Annotated in this window: 12 protein-coding genes; 9 read left to right on the plus strand and 3 right to left on the minus strand. The window is 51.5% G+C overall.

Going from position 1 to position 17,067, the window contains the following annotated elements; translation table 11 throughout:
• Window positions 1-209: 209 nt before the first annotated feature.
• Window positions 210-3,497, minus strand: coding sequence for a hypothetical protein (locus K3T82_RS20995; RefSeq protein WP_220195504.1), 3,288 nt, complete (start codon window positions 3,495-3,497; stop codon window positions 210-212).
• Between the two features lie 426 nt (window positions 3,498-3,923).
• The gene (locus K3T82_RS21000) at window positions 3,924-4,232 is read right to left on the minus strand and encodes a putative quinol monooxygenase (protein ID WP_220195505.1); all 309 of its coding nucleotides are present in this window, start codon (window positions 4,230-4,232) and stop codon (window positions 3,924-3,926) included.
• A 321-nt stretch (window positions 4,233-4,553) separates the two neighbouring features.
• On the opposite strand from K3T82_RS21000, the gene K3T82_RS21005 reads away from it, so the two are divergent.
• On the plus strand, window positions 4,554-5,522 hold the full coding sequence (locus K3T82_RS21005; RefSeq protein ID WP_220195506.1) for an antibiotic biosynthesis monooxygenase: 969 nt from the start codon (window positions 4,554-4,556) through the stop codon (window positions 5,520-5,522).
• Between the two features lie 3 nt (window positions 5,523-5,525).
• Here the strand turns inward: K3T82_RS21005 and K3T82_RS21010 are convergent, their stop codons facing one another.
• Window positions 5,526-6,938: an 8-oxoguanine deaminase gene (locus tag K3T82_RS21010; protein ID WP_220195507.1), complete on the minus strand. Its 1,413-nt coding sequence runs from the start codon at window positions 6,936-6,938 to the stop codon at window positions 5,526-5,528.
• A gap of 429 nt (window positions 6,939-7,367) precedes the next feature.
• Between K3T82_RS21010 and K3T82_RS21015 the strand changes: the two genes are divergently transcribed.
• The 8 genes from K3T82_RS21015 to K3T82_RS21050 all read left to right on the plus strand — a co-directional run bounded on the left by K3T82_RS21015 (window position 7,368) and on the right by K3T82_RS21050 (window position 17,032).
• Complete coding sequence (locus K3T82_RS21015) at window positions 7,368-8,399, plus strand: LacI family DNA-binding transcriptional regulator (RefSeq protein WP_220195508.1); 1,032 nt, start codon at window positions 7,368-7,370, stop codon at window positions 8,397-8,399.
• A 161-nt stretch (window positions 8,400-8,560) separates the two neighbouring features.
• On the plus strand, window positions 8,561-9,466 hold the full coding sequence (gene iolB / locus K3T82_RS21020) for a 5-deoxy-glucuronate isomerase (protein WP_220195509.1): 906 nt from the start codon (window positions 8,561-8,563) through the stop codon (window positions 9,464-9,466).
• 14 nt (window positions 9,467-9,480) lie between these two features.
• Entirely contained in the window at window positions 9,481-10,509 is a 1,029-nt protein-coding gene (iolC, locus tag K3T82_RS21025) for a 5-dehydro-2-deoxygluconokinase (RefSeq protein WP_220195510.1), read from the plus strand.
• Between the two features lie 19 nt (window positions 10,510-10,528).
• Window positions 10,529-12,409 (plus strand): 3D-(3,5/4)-trihydroxycyclohexane-1,2-dione acylhydrolase (decyclizing), encoded by a 1,881-nt coding sequence (iolD, locus tag K3T82_RS21030; protein WP_220195511.1) that lies wholly within the window; start codon window positions 10,529-10,531, stop codon window positions 12,407-12,409.
• 40 nt (window positions 12,410-12,449) lie between these two features.
• Entirely contained in the window at window positions 12,450-13,928 is a 1,479-nt protein-coding gene (locus K3T82_RS21035) for a CoA-acylating methylmalonate-semialdehyde dehydrogenase (protein WP_220195512.1), read from the plus strand.
• Window positions 13,929-14,043: 115 nt separating this feature from the next.
• Entirely contained in the window at window positions 14,044-14,976 is a 933-nt protein-coding gene (locus K3T82_RS21040; RefSeq protein ID WP_236031435.1) for a TIM barrel protein, read from the plus strand.
• Between the two features lie 18 nt (window positions 14,977-14,994).
• The gene (gene iolG, locus K3T82_RS21045) at window positions 14,995-16,014 is read left to right on the plus strand and encodes an inositol 2-dehydrogenase (RefSeq protein WP_220195513.1); all 1,020 of its coding nucleotides are present in this window, start codon (window positions 14,995-14,997) and stop codon (window positions 16,012-16,014) included.
• A gap of 10 nt (window positions 16,015-16,024) precedes the next feature.
• Complete coding sequence (locus K3T82_RS21050; protein WP_220195514.1) at window positions 16,025-17,032, plus strand: tagatose 1,6-diphosphate aldolase; 1,008 nt, start codon at window positions 16,025-16,027, stop codon at window positions 17,030-17,032.
• Window positions 17,033-17,067: the final 35 nt, after the last annotated feature.

Consider the following 17,067-nt stretch of genomic DNA (forward strand, 5'->3'; position numbering starts at 1 on the left):
TTTTATGGTGAAATTATAAAATTCACGCGTGAGGAATGTCAAGGCGTTCATGCCCTCTCACCAGAAAGCTACAATACTGGCATAAATCCGCAAAGAGCAGACCCCAACCCTATCCCTGGCTTAATCGGATAATAATCAATACCAAAGTTCCCAAAAAAGTGAGTCTGAAAACGTCTGATGCCAGTCAAGAAATATGCAACGATACTATTTCATTTCATTTCTACTTCTGTGAAAGTAAATTGCGCCGCTGTTGCCACCATCAAAGAAGTATCAGTACGGTACCGGCGCAAACGGTAGAGATTGGCTGCGCTCCATCGGTTTGTGCGTTGCACCTGTTCGAGGAGCAGTGCCAAAGCCAGGCGACGCAAACGCTCATCCTCACTGGACGCGAAGATATTTTCCAGACGTTCCAGGATGGGAAGGTCAAAACGACCAAGATCGCGATCAAAATGATGACAGGCTTTGATCAGAGCGTCAGCATGCAATTCATTGCTCGCGGCAAGATCGCATAGGAAGAGAATCAACTCGTCAGCGGGTAAGTGGGAGATCGCCAATTGCAGGCGTAAAAGCGTCGTGAATGGCGAAGTTGCGAGCACATCCAGAACGCCTCGAATGATGGAGAGAAAATTCAGCCCCTTGAGACATGCATCTAACGAACTTACCATCTCTTGAAGAATATCGAACCTGGACAATCGGCTACGAAATACCTGCGAAATCAGATCGCTATCCTGAGATGAGCAAAGTCTAAAAAGGAATTTTGTAGCATTTTGGCGTTCCTCCTTCTCACCCATTTCAGCCATCTGCGCAAGCGCCAGGAGTAGATCACGGTTGCTATCTGTTCCCTCTAGCCTTCTGTAATTTGAGATATGCCTATGAAAGATAGAGAAGCGAATGCGCTTATTTGGATGTTGCAAGAGGAGTGTACTCAGGCGCAAAGAATGCTGATAAGCGGTAAGTCCAGTCGCTTCTATGCGTTGGTGAAGATTTGCACTATTCCAGAGCCGAGTTGGTGGGACAGCTTCCAAAGCCATCTCAACATCCTGATCTTGAATGACACGTTCCATTATCGCCCAGGTTTGCGCATATTGCGGATATTTCCACAATGTGCTCAGCAGAGCAATTCGCACGTCATGGTGTAGCTCTTGCTGCTCCAGCGATAATAATTCCTGGTAAGCATCCTCTGAAGCGAGATCACCAATGAGTCGAGCTTTTTCTTTTGCCACAGTCACGCGTTGTTGTGGCACCATACGTAGGTAGGTCAATGCTTGAGATGGAGGCAGGCGCAGGAGTAAAGGGCGCAAGACGACAATTGCGATCCGCGCCCGGCTATCCTGAAGGGCAGCAAGTAATTCAGGTATTATTCCATCACTACTATCGAGTCGCCCCAGAGTAAAAAGCGCGGTGGTGCGGATAATAGGATTTTGCTGCTGCGCTAATCGCAGCAGATCGGCAGAAGGATTGGCAGGCAAGAACGCCAGGCACTTAATGGCCTGAACGATGGAACGGCTATCCTGTCCAGAGGCTTGAATCTGTTCTAGCAAAGCACTGGCAAAACGCACTTGCTGATTGGTCGTTAAGCAGGTTGCACTCTGCACGAGTAATGGGAGAACTTGTTTACGTCCAGTGCTAAAGCGGCCACTGTAGGCCTGGGAGGTTAGATAAGGAGTTAACAATTCCTGGCGAGAGCGCAGCAAATAGGCCGAGACAATGGGTTGGGTAATCCAACTGGCATCATCCTGTAAAAGCGCTGGCAAGAGTGTAGCCAACTGTTGTGGCTCATAATGTGCCAGCATGCGTAGAACACGTTTGGAGATTTCTATGGATTGTACCTGCTTTAAAAGCGTCATAAGCAGGTGCGCTACCTTCTCAGGCAATGGTCCACGTGGAAAGAGATAGGTAATCACATCAAGCAACTCAGTCTCTTTTTCCTGCTCAATCCATGCTTGTAAGGTTGGTAATATGAAATCAAGCAGCCTAGCACTCAAAGCTGGCTCAATTTGTAATTTAGGTACTTTGTGGGACATAAAGTCGTTTTCAGTATAAGGTGTGGGGGTCAGGAAACCACGCTCGCGAAGTACAACAATGAGTTGCTGCGCAGACCAGTCAAAATGAGAGGGGAGCAAGCGCAGTAATAGTTTGATAATGGCACGTAATGTTTCTTCTGAGAGTCCAAGATCATTTAGCCCATGCCGTATGATCTGCTCCAAGTACGCAAGATGCTCCTCTTGCCAGAAAGCTACTGGCAAGCCCATCAGCGCAAATAATATCCCCCTACGCACCCCATCATGCTCAGTACGCCGCTGGAGTAAAAGCTCCAGGATAGCAGAGAACTGCGAACGATGGTAGAGGACGGCTCCAATTTGCGCGAAAAACGCTTCTGAGCGACGTCCCGAGTCCGAATTATGAAGGTATGGTTCAATGGCGGACTGAACCTCGTCCCAGGGGAGAAATACTGCGTATTTCAGATCAATTCGTCGCTCCTGCTGCGTGGAAAGAAAATGTTTGCGTCCCTCCTCCGAACGTTGAGCAGTGGGTAATGCCGCGATAACAGCATGTGGAAGCTTTTTGCTATATGTATTTCGCAGGAGCTCTCTGCCATTATTATAGATAAAAAGGCGTTTTTCCAGAGAAAGGAGTGGGAACCATACTGATGCATTGTCACGCATATATTTTTGCTTTGTACAGAGAGCCAGAATTTGTTGGTCTGAAAGCCTGGGAATAAATCTCCACCAATCGAGCACAATCTGCTGCTTTTGGGCCAGAATAAGTTCAGTTATCTCAAAGGGAAATCTGTTGACCAGAGGTTGCAGCTTAAACTTGTCGAGCGAAATAAACTGAACAAGTGTAGTCAGAAGTTGCAAGCATTGCTCAGGCTGAACCAGAATAAGCCGTGGAAGTAGTGTATTCAAGTGCTGTACAATGATCTGCTCTTCTTGTTTACCATCTTTAGACCACTGTACCAACATCTCAATGACTAGCTGGGGATGAAAGCGAGCAAGACGAGACCAGTCTTGCAATCGCGCTCTGTGCTGGAAAAGAGATGCCAGACGGCGCATTATTCCTTCTGAAGTGAAGCACACAATCTGACAAAACTGTGGGTCATCGGGGGAGAGTCGCTCCACAAATCTGTCTATGCAAGCGTAATGTCCATGTTTCGAGAGATTCCAGAGCAAAGGCAAACGTAACGCTGGCGGAGCGTTTTCTAGCACCTGCTGAAGCTGTATTTGATTGCAAACAAGCGGCAGGAGACGCAATGCCAGTCCCCGCAAAATGCGCGAGGAATGAGTGAGAGTCGCCAGAACTTGAGCAGCATTCGCGCTGCCAAAACAGGAGTAGAGTGCTAAAAACCGCTGATACCATTCACCCTGAGCCATTTCATTGAGCAGTGCCTCAATTTCAGGATCACTTTTGGATCGTCGGCCAAGCTCAATCATCTTTTGCACGCGCCCAGCATGTGGAAGTATTTCTAAGTCTTGTAACAGTTGGTCAATAGTCATAGAACGCATCCTTTACGTAATCGCATGATTTGGTAGAGACCGGTGCGTTATTATATAAGAGAGATCACCCAGTTCAGTAAATATAAGTCGTCATCAGCTCTGAGTGCTATTTGCATAGCAGTTAGTATTTGATGCCATGGAGAGCATAACATATTGATGTGTTTTAGCCCAAACATAATAAAGCACCTCTTCTCTGGAGAGGTGCTTGCCTTCAGCTGAGGCTTATAGCAAGGCGCGCATGAAATCGTTGAGCGATGTCCATATACGAACCACTCAACAGGATTGGATCTAATGTTGCATATCTTTCTCTAAATAGCGAAGACGCCCAGCAGCCACCCAGTTCATCCAACTACACTGATTGGGTGGCGCGCCTCTGCTCAAACTAGACATTAGGTATGCATTCTATCGTATCTTCACAAAATCAATTTACAGCTTGACATCGACATCCTCAACAAACACTATTTCAAAAGGTTTAGCCAACAGGTCTGCGGCTCGCTTCCTGAACGTCTGGAAGTGCTGGCTGGCTCCATGAGCTTCGAATGTAGTACGATCCTGGTAGCGCTCAACTATATAAAATGTTGTCACTCCGGCTTGGTTTCCCTGGAAGACATCATAGCGCAAGCAACCTGGATCTTGACGTGAAGCTGCTGCTAATTCCTGTAACTGCTGGCGGGTATTCTCTATCTGATCGGGTTTGGGAGTAAGGGTCGCAATAATATTTACAAAAGCGCTCAATTTTTGCACCTCTTTCTCAATCAGGCGAATGTTTTAGGGCTTTGATATGTTCTTTCTCATCGGTCATTCAGGTTCGCTGTCCTCTTCATCTTTAAGTCTACCCTCATTTTCCTAGCACGACCTTTTGCCGGGGCAGTTGCATAACACAACCGTACCCCACGATGCATCCCATTCCCACTTTTCCTCTCAAACAGATTTTGGCTGAAGGCTGGTCAGAATGCGAGCAGGTTATGTAGTGCAAGTACTATGAAAGTATGAGCATAGTTACGTGATCAGGCATTTCCTATCCTTTAGAGCAGATTTCAGGGGATATTATCAAAGATGAGTACGTCTACAGTTACTCTTGTCACGCATACCAACGTCACACCTGATTGTACTGATACATTTGTTGACTGGCAACAACAAATGAACGACGTTCTCACCACATTCCCTGGCTATCTCGACCAAACAGTTATTCCGCCGTCTCCTCCTCTGCAAACTGACTGGGTCATCATCCAACGCTTCCTGACTGTCGAGGCAGCACGCGCATGGCTTCAATCCCAGGAGCGACAACATCTCCTTGATGTAATTCAACCACTCCTAGTAGGTCAAAGCGATGTCCATCTCTTCACACAGGACTCACCAGGTGGATCAACCGCTCCCGTGTCAGCCGTCATTTCTACACGGGTCAAGCCGGGTCAGCAAGAGGTCTTTCTACGCTGGTATAGGAAAATTTCCGCGATCCAGGCAAGATTCGAGGGTTTTCAAGGCTACAAGCTCGAAGCCCCTATTCCAGGTGTCCAGGACTCCTGGGTAACAATCCTCCGTTTCGATTCTGAGGCACACCTTGAAGCCTGGCTCAACTCTGAACAAAGGCAACAAATTCTTCAGGAGGCAGCCGCGTTCAGTCTTGATACGCATATACGAAAAGTGCGTGTTGGTTTCGAATCGTGGTTCAAATTCTCAGGCGTACAGCAGCAAAGCCCTCCCCCGATCTGGAAGGTGAATATGATTGTCTTGCTCGCTCTCTATCCAATCGTCTTCCTGTTTTCCACTTTCGTGCAGACACCGTTATTGATCCATAGGGGAATGCCTTTCTGGCTGGCTATGTTCCTGAGCAATACCTTTAGCACTATACTACTTGGCTGGGTCGTAGTGCCTGCACTGAGCAAGGCATTTGGTTGGTGGCTCAGTCCAATCCAGAGCGCGACCCCGGCAAAGATATCCCAGCAATGGATTACCTGCGCTGGCGTGGTGCTTATACTCTGTCTCTACGCGGTGCTCCTATTGGCTTTCTCTCACATACACTGATAATTACAAGCCGGAGGCAAGCGACGCGGCATGACGGTTATGTTCTTTGATCACAGGCGCAAGATTGAGTGTCGTGATCTCACCTTTGTCGACAATAAGGCGTCCATTCACCACTGTATAATGCGCACGCTGCGGTGCGCAGAATACAACAGCGGCAACAGGATCGCTCAACGCGCCCGCATAGCCCACGGTATTGAGGTCGAGTGTAAAGAAGTCCGCGCACATGCCCGGCTCTAACGCCCCAATGTCTGATCGCCCAAGCACTTGCGCGCCCCCACGGGTAGCAATCTCCAGTGCTTCGCGAGCCGTCATCCATTCCTTTGCCCTCAAAGGATGAGATGCGGGAAGTTGCGTCCTCGGTCCCTCTGGTGGCAACAATCCCATCTTCAGTCGGGCAAGCAACATCGCCTCCCGTACCTCAAGAAGAAGATTGGAGGCGTCATTGCTCGCCGAGCCATCAACACCAAGGCCTACTTTTACACCACACTCCAGGTATTTCTTGATGGGAGCAATACCCGAAGCCAGTCGCATATTCGATGATGGGCAATGGCACATTCCTGTGCCATTCTGACTAAAGAGACGGATTTCATCATCATCAACGTGGATGGCATGAGCATACCAGACGTCGTCCGCAACCCAGCCTAGTGAATCTAGATAGGCGACGGGTCGCATTTGAAAATGTTCAAGCGTGTAGCGCTCTTCATCTAACGTCTCGCAGAGATGCGTATGCAGCCGGACACCACGATCACGCGCCAGCCGCGCGGATTCACGCATCAGATCAGGGGTGACACTGAACGGAGAACAGGGAGCCAGAACAATTTGCAGCATTGATCCACGGTCGGGGTTATGGTATTGCTGAATGAGTCGGAGAGAATCAGCAAGAATGGCGTCCTCTTCCTCAACGCAATTATCGGGAGGAAGACCACCTTTGGACTCACCAAGCGACATACTTCCGCGTGACGCCACAAAACGAACGCCTAATTCCCTGGCGGCGTCAATTTGATCGTCAAGCTTACAGCCATTCTGGAAAACGTATGTATGGTCAAAGACGGTTGTGCAACCGGAGAGCGCAAGCTCGGCAAGGCCAATAATAGTCGTCGTACGAGACGCTTCCGGTGTACGACGGCTCCAGACGGTATAGAGCGCGCGGAGCCAGGGAAAAAGATTGGTGTTTTGAGCCGCAGGCAGATTCCTGGTCAACACTTGATCGAGGTGATGATGGCAATTTACCAATCCTGGCAAGAGAATCTGGTCACGCAGATCAAGAACCGTGTCCGCAGACGTTGGCAATTCACTCGTTGGTGCAACCTGCTCGATGAAGCCGTCCCGAGCGAATATTCCAGCATTCCGTAGTTCCCGACGCTCACCATCCATTGTCACAACAAGCGTCGCGTTCTTTGCCAGCAATGTTGTCATCTGCCCATCCCTTTCTCATATTCGCTGCCTATGCCTGAAATAGTTCAGAATAGGTAGAAAAAAAGCAGTTCATCTCTCTATCTGAGTCAAATTCTCAATCTTCTACATTATACATGGGGGCTTAATCTTCATTTGGCCCAATACCCCACCGGGAGAACATATTGTTCTGAGGTGAGACAGAAGGATCATGCAATTGCAACTGGCATATAAGCGTGGATTCGCAAACAGCGCTAAACTCTGTATGTCGCTTAATCAAACTCCAGGCAAATCATTCTTGACAAAGGGAATATCACTACTTATACTTATCAGCAGAACCTCATTTTTGAGTACATTAGCGTGTTGCATGCAAACGCTTTTTATTTTTTCGTGTTATGCACACGTGTGCATAGACAATATTGTGTTTAAGTCCTACCCAAAGGGGGGTTGGCATTGCGAAGACAAGAGGTCTCCATCGCTGATATCGCACGGGTGGCGGGTGTTTCGCATACTACAGTTTCACGTGCGCTCAATAAGAATCCGCTCATTAGTGTGGAAACTCGCGAACGGATTCAGAAACTAGCGCTTGAAATGGGCTACACACCTAACGCCATCGCGCAGAGTTTACAGACACGCCAGTCACGCACAATTGGGCTTGTTGTAACTTCGATTGCCGACCCCTTCTTTGGTGACGTCGTCAAGGGCGTCGAGGAGGTTGCCAGGGCAGCAAATTTCAGCGTCCTGCTCAGTGCCTCTTACAACGACCCGGATCAGACAGTTGCCATTATTGAAAACTATCAACGCCGACGCGTTGATGCCATCCTGGTTGCATCATCTCGTATCGCCACCAATCATAGTCACCACATACCCCAGATTCATATTCCCACTGTTCTCATCAATAGCCAGGGCGAACTACAGGCCAGGCAGTTACGCCGGGTGTCAGTCGATGATAGGCAAGGAGCCCAGCTAGCCGTGCAGCATCTTCTTCAACTCGGTCATCGCACTATCGGATATCTGGGCAGCAAAGGACGACCCGGTTCAAATCAGCAGCGACTGCAAGGTTACAGAGATGCACTCGCTGAAGTGGGCATTGAGGAACAGGCAGGGTGGGTCGTCCAATCGCCGTGTGACGAGGCTTCGCAGGACGAGGACATGAACGCAGGGCGAAGCGCGCTGCCTGCTTTACTCACAGCAGGAGTTACCGCGATATTCTGCTATAACGATATGATCGCTATTGGCCTGCTTCGGGCATGCCGCGAAAGAGGCATCGAAGTTCCACAAGCGCTGAGTATCATCGGCTTTGATGATATCCAGATCGCCAGTTGTATGACGCCCCCCCTGACCACTATTCATCAACCCAGAGTCGAGCTAGGGCGCCTTGCGGCTCAGGTCACTCTGGATTTATTGAATGGTCATGAGGGAGACGACCATTGCTTATCACCTTCGCTGGTACTACGAGATAGCACTGCACCACCCTCAGGATAAATGATCTATCTCTCATTTGGGAGTCAGCAAAAGAAAGGCATTTGCTTAGATAGGAGGAAAGCACGCATGTACAATTCCTCGACGGTAGGGAACCCTGAAGCCCCTTCAGGACTGTAATCAGGATAAGCAGACAAGCGTATGTTAGAAAGGAAAGGATACCTATGCGTCAATATGATGCGAGTAATCTAATCGTTCATCCTGGGAAGGAGCATGACTCCAATCTCATCGTCGAAGTTACGCCAGAGGTGGCGGGCTGGGATTATCTGCATTTTCAAGTGCAGCGTCTTGAGACCGGCAACATGTGGTCCTTTGCCACAGAGGAACGCGAGTTGGCGCTGGTTGTCTTGAGCGGTCGTCTCCAGGTTGAGTCAAGCCGTGGTCAGTGGGCCCATATTGGGGAGCGCGAGAGCGTCTTTCAGGGCTTACCGTCCGCGCTCTACCTGCCACGCCAGACGCGTTTACAGGTTCGGGCTGAGACAAATTGCGAGTACGCGATTATTCTGGCTCCTACTGAGCAGGATCACGCGCCACGTCTGATTACCCCACGCGATATTACAACTGAGATTCGCGGCGGCGATAACGCCACGCGACAGATCAATGGTATCATTCCTCCTGGCTTCCCCTGCCAACGCCTTGTTGTAGTAGAGGTCTACACGCCAGGTGGTAACTGGTCTAGCTATCCACCACACAAACACGATATCCATAAAGAGGGCACGGATGGAAGCGTTGTGGAAGCCGATCTTGAGGAAGTCTATTTTTACAAGCTCGACCGTCCCGAAGGGTACGCATATCAACGTATATATACCGACCCAGAATCACCTCTGCACCGAGCGGGAAACCCCATTGATGCTCTCATCATGGCACGCGACAACGACGCTGTAATGGTTCCAGAGGGCTATCACCCGGTTGCCAGCCCTCCAGGCTATACGACATACTATCTCAACGCCCTGGCAGGCAGCGCCCAGTCTCTAGCCAACAGCGAAGATCCAAACTATGTGTGGGTAAAAGACCATTATCAGGGCCATGATCCACGTGTACCTCTTTACGAAATCACGCGCATTATATAAGACAGGAGTCAGGCATGCAGGTAAACTCAACGTATGACATCATCGCGATGGGGCGATCCTCAATTGACCTTTACTCCAACGACGTTGGATCACCATTTGTCGATATTACGAATTTCGCTGCCTATGTTGGTGGCTGCCCAACAAATATCAGCGTGGGCACGCGCCGCCTGGGGCTCAATGTGGCACTACTTACGGCAGTAGGTGAGGATCAGGTAGGTGATTTCATTCTGCGCTTTCTTGAACGCGAAGGGGTCGAAACTCGCTTTATCCCACATAAGAAAGAGCGTCGCTCTAGCGCGGTAGTACTTGGTATAGAGCCACCTGACCGCTTCCCCCTGACGTACTATCGCGACAACTGTGCCGATATCGCGCTGACCATCGATGATGTCCTGGCAACCCCCATTGCCAGCAGTCGTGCGCTCCTGATAAGCGGTACAGGACTGAGCCAGGAGCCGAGCCGAAGCGCGACCCTCTTCGCGGCGGAAGTCGCGCGGCAGGCTGGTGTCACGGTTCTGCTCGATATCGACTTCCGCGCTGACCAGTGGCACGATCAGCGTGCCTTTGGCGTAACATTACGCTCTGCGCTACGTCTGGTAGACATCGTCCTAGGTACCGAAGACGAGATTAACGCGCTTATGCTCACGGACACGAATCAGGTACAGCTTACCCACTCCCAGATCTCTGATGCGCGTGTGAGTGGTAATACGAGCCTTGCCATCCAGGCCATGCTGGAACTTGGGCCACAGCAGGTCATCCAAAAGCGCGGGAGCGCAAGCACGCTCATTCACTCGGTCTCCAATGGTCAGCCAGCCGAGCCACTGGAAGTACCGGGGTTTCCGGTAGAGGTGCAAAATATCTTGGGCGCGGGGGATGCCTTTGCTTCAGGTATCCTCTATGGTCTGGTGAATGGCTGGGATTGGTATAAGACAGTACGCCTCGCGAACGCCTGTGGCGCGATCCTTGTTACCCGGCATGGGTGCGCGAATTTTATGCCTACCCACGATGAAGTGATGGCTTTCATTGAGGAACATGGCGGATTCTAGGAGAAGTAGAAAGGATATCATGAGTAAGCTGACAACGATGACGATGGCCCAGGCCCTTGTTGCCTTTCTCAAAAATCAGTATGTTGAGCGCGATGGCATTGAGAGGCCCTTCTTCGCTGGCTGTTTCGGCATTTTCGGTCATGGCAACATCGCCGGAATGGGTCAGGCTTTACAGCAAATGCCCGATTTTCGTTACTATCAGTCACGCAATGAGCAGGCCATGGTGCATGCCGCTACGGCCTATGCCAAGACAAAGAATCGGTTGCAAACGTTTGCCTGCACTTCATCTATTGGCCCTGGTGCCACCAATATGCTCACGGGAGCCGCGACCGCGACCATAAATCGACTGCCCGTGTTACTATTACCCGGCGATATCTTCGCGCGCCGCAATGTTGCTCCTGTACTACAGCAGCTTGAGTCCGAACACTCGCAGGATATATCGGTCAACGATTGCTTTAAGCCTGTGAGTCGCTACTGGGATCGCATTAGTCGACCAGAGCAACTTCTGACAGCGCTGCCAGAAACACTACGTGTATTAAGCAGTCCAGTAGAGACCGGAGCGGTCACGCTGGCACTCCCACAAGATGTACAGACAGAAGCGTATGCCTATCCATCCGAGTTCTTTCAGCACCGCGTATGGCATATTGCACGCAACCGTCCAGACCGCCGCGCGCTAGAACAGGCCGCCGCCTGGATTCGAGCCAGCAAACGCCCTCTGATTATCGCAGGTGGAGGAGTAATTTATGCAGAAGCAACCGAGCTTCTGCGCGCTTTCGTCGAGCAGACCGGCATACCGGTAGGCGAAACCATGGCTGGCAAGGGAAGCCTGCGCTACGATCATCCCCTGAATCTTGGCGCGATAGGTGCTACCGGTACATTCGCGGCTAACCGCATCGCCCGCGAAGCCGATCTTGTGATTGGCATCGGTACGCGCTATAGCGACTTCACAACCGCCTCCAAGACGGCCTTTCAGCACGAAGATGTACGCTTCATTAATATCAATGTCGCTAGCTTCGACGCCTTCAAACATCATGCGTGCCCCTTGGTTGGAGACGCACGCGAGACACTAGAAGAGCTTCAGACGCTCCTGAGTGACTACACCGTTGCCGCCGAATATCGCGAGCAGGCTGAAGCACTGCATACGGCCTGGAATAGTGAGGTTTCCAGGATATATGAAATCTGCCATGAGCCGCTCCCCTCGCAGGGTGAGCTTATTGGGGCCGTCAACGAATTGAGTTCGCCCGATGCCATCATGGTCTGCGCGGCAGGTAGCCTGCCTGGAGACCTGCATAAACTCTGGCGCACGCGCCATCCTAAAAACTATCATCTCGAATATGGCAATAGCTGCATGGGCTACGAGATTGCAGGTGGGCTGGGCATCAAAATGGCAGAACCTGAACGTGATGTCTATGTCATGGTAGGGGATGGCTCCTACCTCATGATGAATAGCGAGATCGTCACCTCGATTCAGGAGAACTACAAGCTCATCATTGTGCTACTCGACAACAACGGTTTCAAGAGCATTGGTAGCCTGAGCAGGTCGCTGGGTCAGGACGGCTTCGGCACACGCTATGTGTATCCCACCAACAACCTCTTACCTGGAGATGAGCAAGGGAATGATGTCCATACCCTGCCGGTCGATCTAGCATCCAACGCACGCAGTCTGGGAGCACATGTTATCTCCTGTACCAGCCATGCCGAGTTCACCGCTGCACTCGAAAGTGCAAAAACGACTGATCGTACAACTGTCATCTATACTCAGAACGACCGCTATGAGGAAGTTCCAGGCTATGAAAGCTGGTGGGATGTACCAATCGCGGAAGTCAGTACCAAAGAGGAAGTGGTGACAGCCCGTACACACTGGGAAGCCAAGCGCCAGCAGGAACGCTATTTCCTGTAATACGCTTTTTATTTATGACGCAACGTAATGAAGGAGAGCTATGACACAGCCTCATCAACTCATGAACTATATTGCTGGTCAATGGACCGGCTCGCAAGGTACCGAATATATCCCTGTACATAATCCCGCCACGAATGAGATCATGGCCCATGTGCCACTCTCGACAACCAATGACGTTGATGCCGCCGCGCAGGCAGCCCAGAAGGCTTTCGATGGCTGGCGACGTACACCAGCAACTACGCGCATTCAATACCTTTTCAAATTCAAACATCTACTAGAAGAGCATGCCGACGAGATTGCGCGCCTGACAACGCAGGAGTGCGGCAAAACACTCGCGGAGGCGCGAGGCGAGCTATTGCGCGGTATCGAAAATGTGGAGGTAGCCACAGGCATCCCTTCGCTTATGCAGGGTTACAACCTTGAGGATATCGCCTCTGGCATCGATGAGCATATGTTGCGCCAGCCTGTCGGCGTAGTAGCCGCCATCACCCCCTTCAACTTTCCTGGTATGATTCCGCTCTGGTTCTTACCCTACGCTATCGCCTGTGGCAACTGCTTTATCCTCAAGCCATCGGAGAAGGTTCCTCTCACGATGATGCGCGTCTTTGAACTGATTGACCAGTTGGGCCTGCCGCCCGGTGTCGTCAGCATGGTCAATGGTGGCAAAGAGACTGTTGACGCCTTGCTCGACCATCCGTTGATTCGCGCTATCTCATTTGTTGGCTCCACACCTGTAGCCAGATATATTTATGGTCGGGCGGCGGCCAACGGGAAACGCGCCCAATGCCAGGGCGGCGCGAAGAATACTGTGATTGTGCTTCCCGATGCAGACATGGAAATGACTACGCGCATTATTACCGATTCCTCCTTCGGTTGCGCTGGTCAACGCTGCCTGGCTACTTCGGTCGCGATTACGGTAGGGGAAGCGAAAAAGGAGTTCCGCGAGCGCATGTCAGAGGCCGCGCTAAAGCGGAACGTAGGCTATGGTCTGGACCCAGAAGTCGAAATGGGAGCCGTCATTACCCCTGAAAGCAAGCAACGTATCGAATCACTTATCCAGCAAGGTGTTAGCGAGGGTGCGGACTTGCTTGTGGATGGACGCGATACATCGATCAAGGGCTATGAGCACGGCTATTTCGTGCGTCCAACCCTGCTCGACAATCTCGCCCCCCAGAGCGATCTGGCACGAACCGAGATCTTCGGTCCCGTGCTCAGTCTGGGACATGTCCAGGATCTTGACGCCGCCATCGAGATGCTCAACGCCTCTCCCTATGGCAACATGGCCTGCCTGTTTACCAGTAGCGGCGCTGCGGCCCGCAAGTTCCGCTATGAGGTACGCGCTGGCAATATTGGCATCAACGTAGGCGTCGCCGCTCCTATGGCATTCTTCCCCTTCACAGGCTGGAAGGATAGCTTCTTCGGTGATATGCACGCCCAGGGACGCGATGCCATCGAGTTCTATACCGAGAAGAAGGTTGTCGTCGAGCGCTGGCCCCGTGAGTGGTCACGCACATTCTAGCGTTAATGCCCCATTCGACAATCGAATGGGGCATTAATGAAATCTTATGCGAAAGCCAATGTCGCGGACGAACTCAGATTTTCGCATAAGAAGTAAGCAAGGTAGAGAAAACAGCATGAACAACATACGAATCGCGAATGCTCCTTGCTCATGGGGAGCGCTGGAATTTGATGGTTTGCCAGGCGAGACCATCGGCTATACACAGATGCTCAACGAATTGCGCGCTACCGGCTATGCCGGAACCGAGCTTGGCGATTGGGGCTATATGCCTACCGATGCGGTACAACTGAAGACTGAGTTACAACAACGCGGCTTGAGCATGCTCGGTGCCTTCGTTCCTGTAGGGCTGAAAGACGAGAACAACCATGCTACCGGCGAAGCCGAAGCCCTCCGAGTAGCACGCCTGCTGACCGCTGTCGCGAAGTCGACCGAACAGTTGCCCTATCTTATCCTCGCCGACGCCAATGGCACAGTACCAGAGCGTACGCTCAACGCCGGGCGCATCACCGATAGCATGGAGCTGAGCGCGACGGAGTGGAGCACGTTCGCTCGCGGAGCCGAGCGCATCGCGCGTAGGGTCCATGAAGAAACTGGCCTGCAAACGGCTTTCCATCATCACTGCGCGGGCTTCGTCGAGACGCCACAAGAGATTGAGCGCCTGCTGGATTTGACCGATCCAAGCCTCCTGGGGCTGGTCTTCGATACGGGCCATTATCTCTATGGAACCGGAGAACTTGATGGTCAGCACGTACTTGAAGGACTTGAACATTTTAAAGAGCGCATCTTGCACGTACACTTCAAAGACTTTCATCCCTCAACAGCCCTTCAGGCACGCGCCGAAGGTTGGGATTACTTTACGGCGGTTCGTAAAGGCATATTTTGTGAACTAGGAAAGGGCAGTGTCCCCTTCCCGAGCGTGAAGGACTGGCTAGGCAAGCGCGGCTATGACGGCTGGATAGTCGTAGAGCAGGACGTTCTGCCCGGTATGGGTAGCCCGGCGGAGAGCGCGCAGCGCAATCGTACGTATCTAGAGGCTATTGGACTGTAATAGAGAAAAGGAAATCATATGCCACTAGATACTTTAAATATTGGCTTAATCGGCACCGGACGCATCGGGTCTATACATGCTGAACACCTGAGTAGGCGCATACCCAAGGCCAACCTGCTCATGGTAGCCGATGCTAACGAAAACTCAGCCAGGGAATGCGCTCAACGCCTGGCAATCTCACAGGCGACGCAGGATTATCACGCCATTCTGGAGAACCCTGAGATCCAGGCCGTGGTTATCTGCTCACCAACTGCCACGCATTCTCACATTATTCAAGAGGCAGCCAAGGCAGGCAAACATATTTTTTGCGAGAAGCCTATCGCCCTCAACCTTCACTCTATAGACGAAGCCATAGCGACGGTAAAAGAGAACGACGTTAAATTACAAATCGGCTTTAACCGGCGCTTTGACTCCAATTTTCGCCGCGTGCGCCAGGCCATTGAGCAGCAAGAAATTGGCATCCCTCACATACTCAACATTACTAGCCGCGATCCAGGATTACCGCCACTTGACTATCTTCGTACCTCGGGCGGGCTGTTCCTCGACATGATGATCCACGACTTCGATATGGCTCGCTTTCTGATTGATAGCGAGGTCGAGGAGGTCTTCACGATGGCCGGCATTATGCACGATCCTGCCCTTGAAGAGCTTGGAGATGTGGATACGGCAGTGGTCATGTTGCGCTTCGCCAATGGCGTCATCGCGACCATCAATAATAGTCGTTATGCCGCATATGGCTATGATCAGCGCGTCGAACTCCTGGGAAGCTCGGGAGCAATTAGCATCGACAACAATTATCCGAACGCCGCCGTTATCAGCGATGCGCATAGTGTCCGACGCGACCTGCCACTACATTTCTTCCTTGAACGCTATAATGAAAGCTTCTTACGCGAGATGGAAGTTTTTATCGAGGCCGTATTGCTTGACCAGCCTGTACCTGTGGATGAGCAGGATGGACGCGCCCCGGTAGTTATGGCACTGGCAGCACGCCGCTCGCTAGACGAACGACGCCCGATCCGTCCAGGCGAAATGAGGTAGAGGAAAATAGATGAAGCTCAAAATAAGCAAAGGCAAATATGAACGGCTCAAAACGTGCGCCGATGAGCGCGGCATTATCGCTGCGCTGGCGGTCGATCATCGTCAGAATCTCCTACACGCAATTGCGTCAGCACGCGGGTCCGAGGCCACATCCGATGATCTATCGACCTTTAAGACAACCGTGGCAAATGTCTTAGCACCATATGCAAGCGCCCTGCTATTAGATCCCGACCATAATCTGAGATTTAAGAGCGAACACGAATACAGCCCATCGATCATGCTTGCCTATGAACAATCAAGCTATGATCACGGAGCCGGAGACAGGTTGCCCGATCTTCTTCCAGAGTGGAGCGTACGTCGTCTGGTTGAAGCAGGAGCCCAGGCTATCAAGATCCTCCTCTACTATAATCCTTTTGACGCAGGGCGCGTCAATGTCATCAAACAAGTCTATGTTGAGCGTATAGGAGCCGAATGCGCTGCGCTAGAGGTGCCATTCTTCCTTGAGCCACTGGTCTACGATAAAACGATAGGAGACGCACAAGGGCTAGCCTTCGCGCGAAGGAAGCCAGACTATGTGGCTCGGACGATGGACGAGTTTTCGCGACCCCGGTATGGTGTGGACATACTTAAAGTTGAATTACCTATCAACCCCGCCTTTGTCGCGGATACGCGGGCCTTTAATGGGACACAGGCAGCCTATACGCGTCAGGAAGCGCTCACGCTACTACGCGAAACAGCCAGAGTCACCTCGCTCCCCTTCATCTACTTGAGCGCGGGTGCCAGCAACGAGGTATTCTGTGAAATGCTGGAACTGGCAGCAGAAGCGGGAGCGCAATTCGCGGGAGTGCTGTGTGGGCGCGCGACCTGGCAGCAAGGCATCCAGATATACGCTCGCCAGGGCGTTCAAGCGCTAGAGGACTGGCTCACCGTCCACGGGACCAACAACATTCAGAGCATCAATCGCGTGCTGAGCACAAGCGCCGTCCCCTGGTGGCAAAGCTACGACCTCTCAGCCTGAGGCGATACCTCTGTGCATGCCACCCGTCAACACGC

The sequence above is a fragment of the Ktedonospora formicarum genome (genome assembly GCF_016587355.1).
Taxonomy (GTDB): domain Bacteria; phylum Chloroflexota; class Ktedonobacteria; order Ktedonobacterales; family Ktedonobacteraceae; genus Ktedonobacter; species Ktedonobacter formicarum.

What these genes read in the sequence shown, in the direction of transcription:
- K3T82_RS21010 (WP_220195507.1), bottom strand. Translation starts at nt 6,938, where the DNA reads ATGACAACATTGCTGGCAAAGAACGCGACGCTTGTTGTGACAATGGAT.
- K3T82_RS21035 (WP_220195512.1), top strand. Translation starts at nt 12,450, where the DNA reads ATGACACAGCCTCATCAACTCATGAACTATATTGCTGGTCAATGGACC.
- iolG (WP_220195513.1), top strand. Translation starts at nt 14,995, where the DNA reads ATGCCACTAGATACTTTAAATATTGGCTTAATCGGCACCGGACGCATC.
- K3T82_RS21040 (WP_236031435.1), top strand. Translation starts at nt 14,044, where the DNA reads ATGAACAACATACGAATCGCGAATGCTCCTTGCTCATGGGGAGCGCTG.
- iolD (WP_220195511.1), top strand. Translation starts at nt 10,529, where the DNA reads ATGAGTAAGCTGACAACGATGACGATGGCCCAGGCCCTTGTTGCCTTT.
- iolC (WP_220195510.1), top strand. Translation starts at nt 9,481, where the DNA reads ATGCAGGTAAACTCAACGTATGACATCATCGCGATGGGGCGATCCTCA.
- K3T82_RS21005 (WP_220195506.1), top strand. Translation starts at nt 4,554, where the DNA reads ATGAGTACGTCTACAGTTACTCTTGTCACGCATACCAACGTCACACCT.
- iolB (WP_220195509.1), top strand. Translation starts at nt 8,561, where the DNA reads ATGCGTCAATATGATGCGAGTAATCTAATCGTTCATCCTGGGAAGGAG.
- K3T82_RS21050 (WP_220195514.1), top strand. Translation starts at nt 16,025, where the DNA reads ATGAAGCTCAAAATAAGCAAAGGCAAATATGAACGGCTCAAAACGTGC.
- K3T82_RS20995 (WP_220195504.1), bottom strand. Translation starts at nt 3,497, where the DNA reads ATGACTATTGACCAACTGTTACAAGACTTAGAAATACTTCCACATGCT.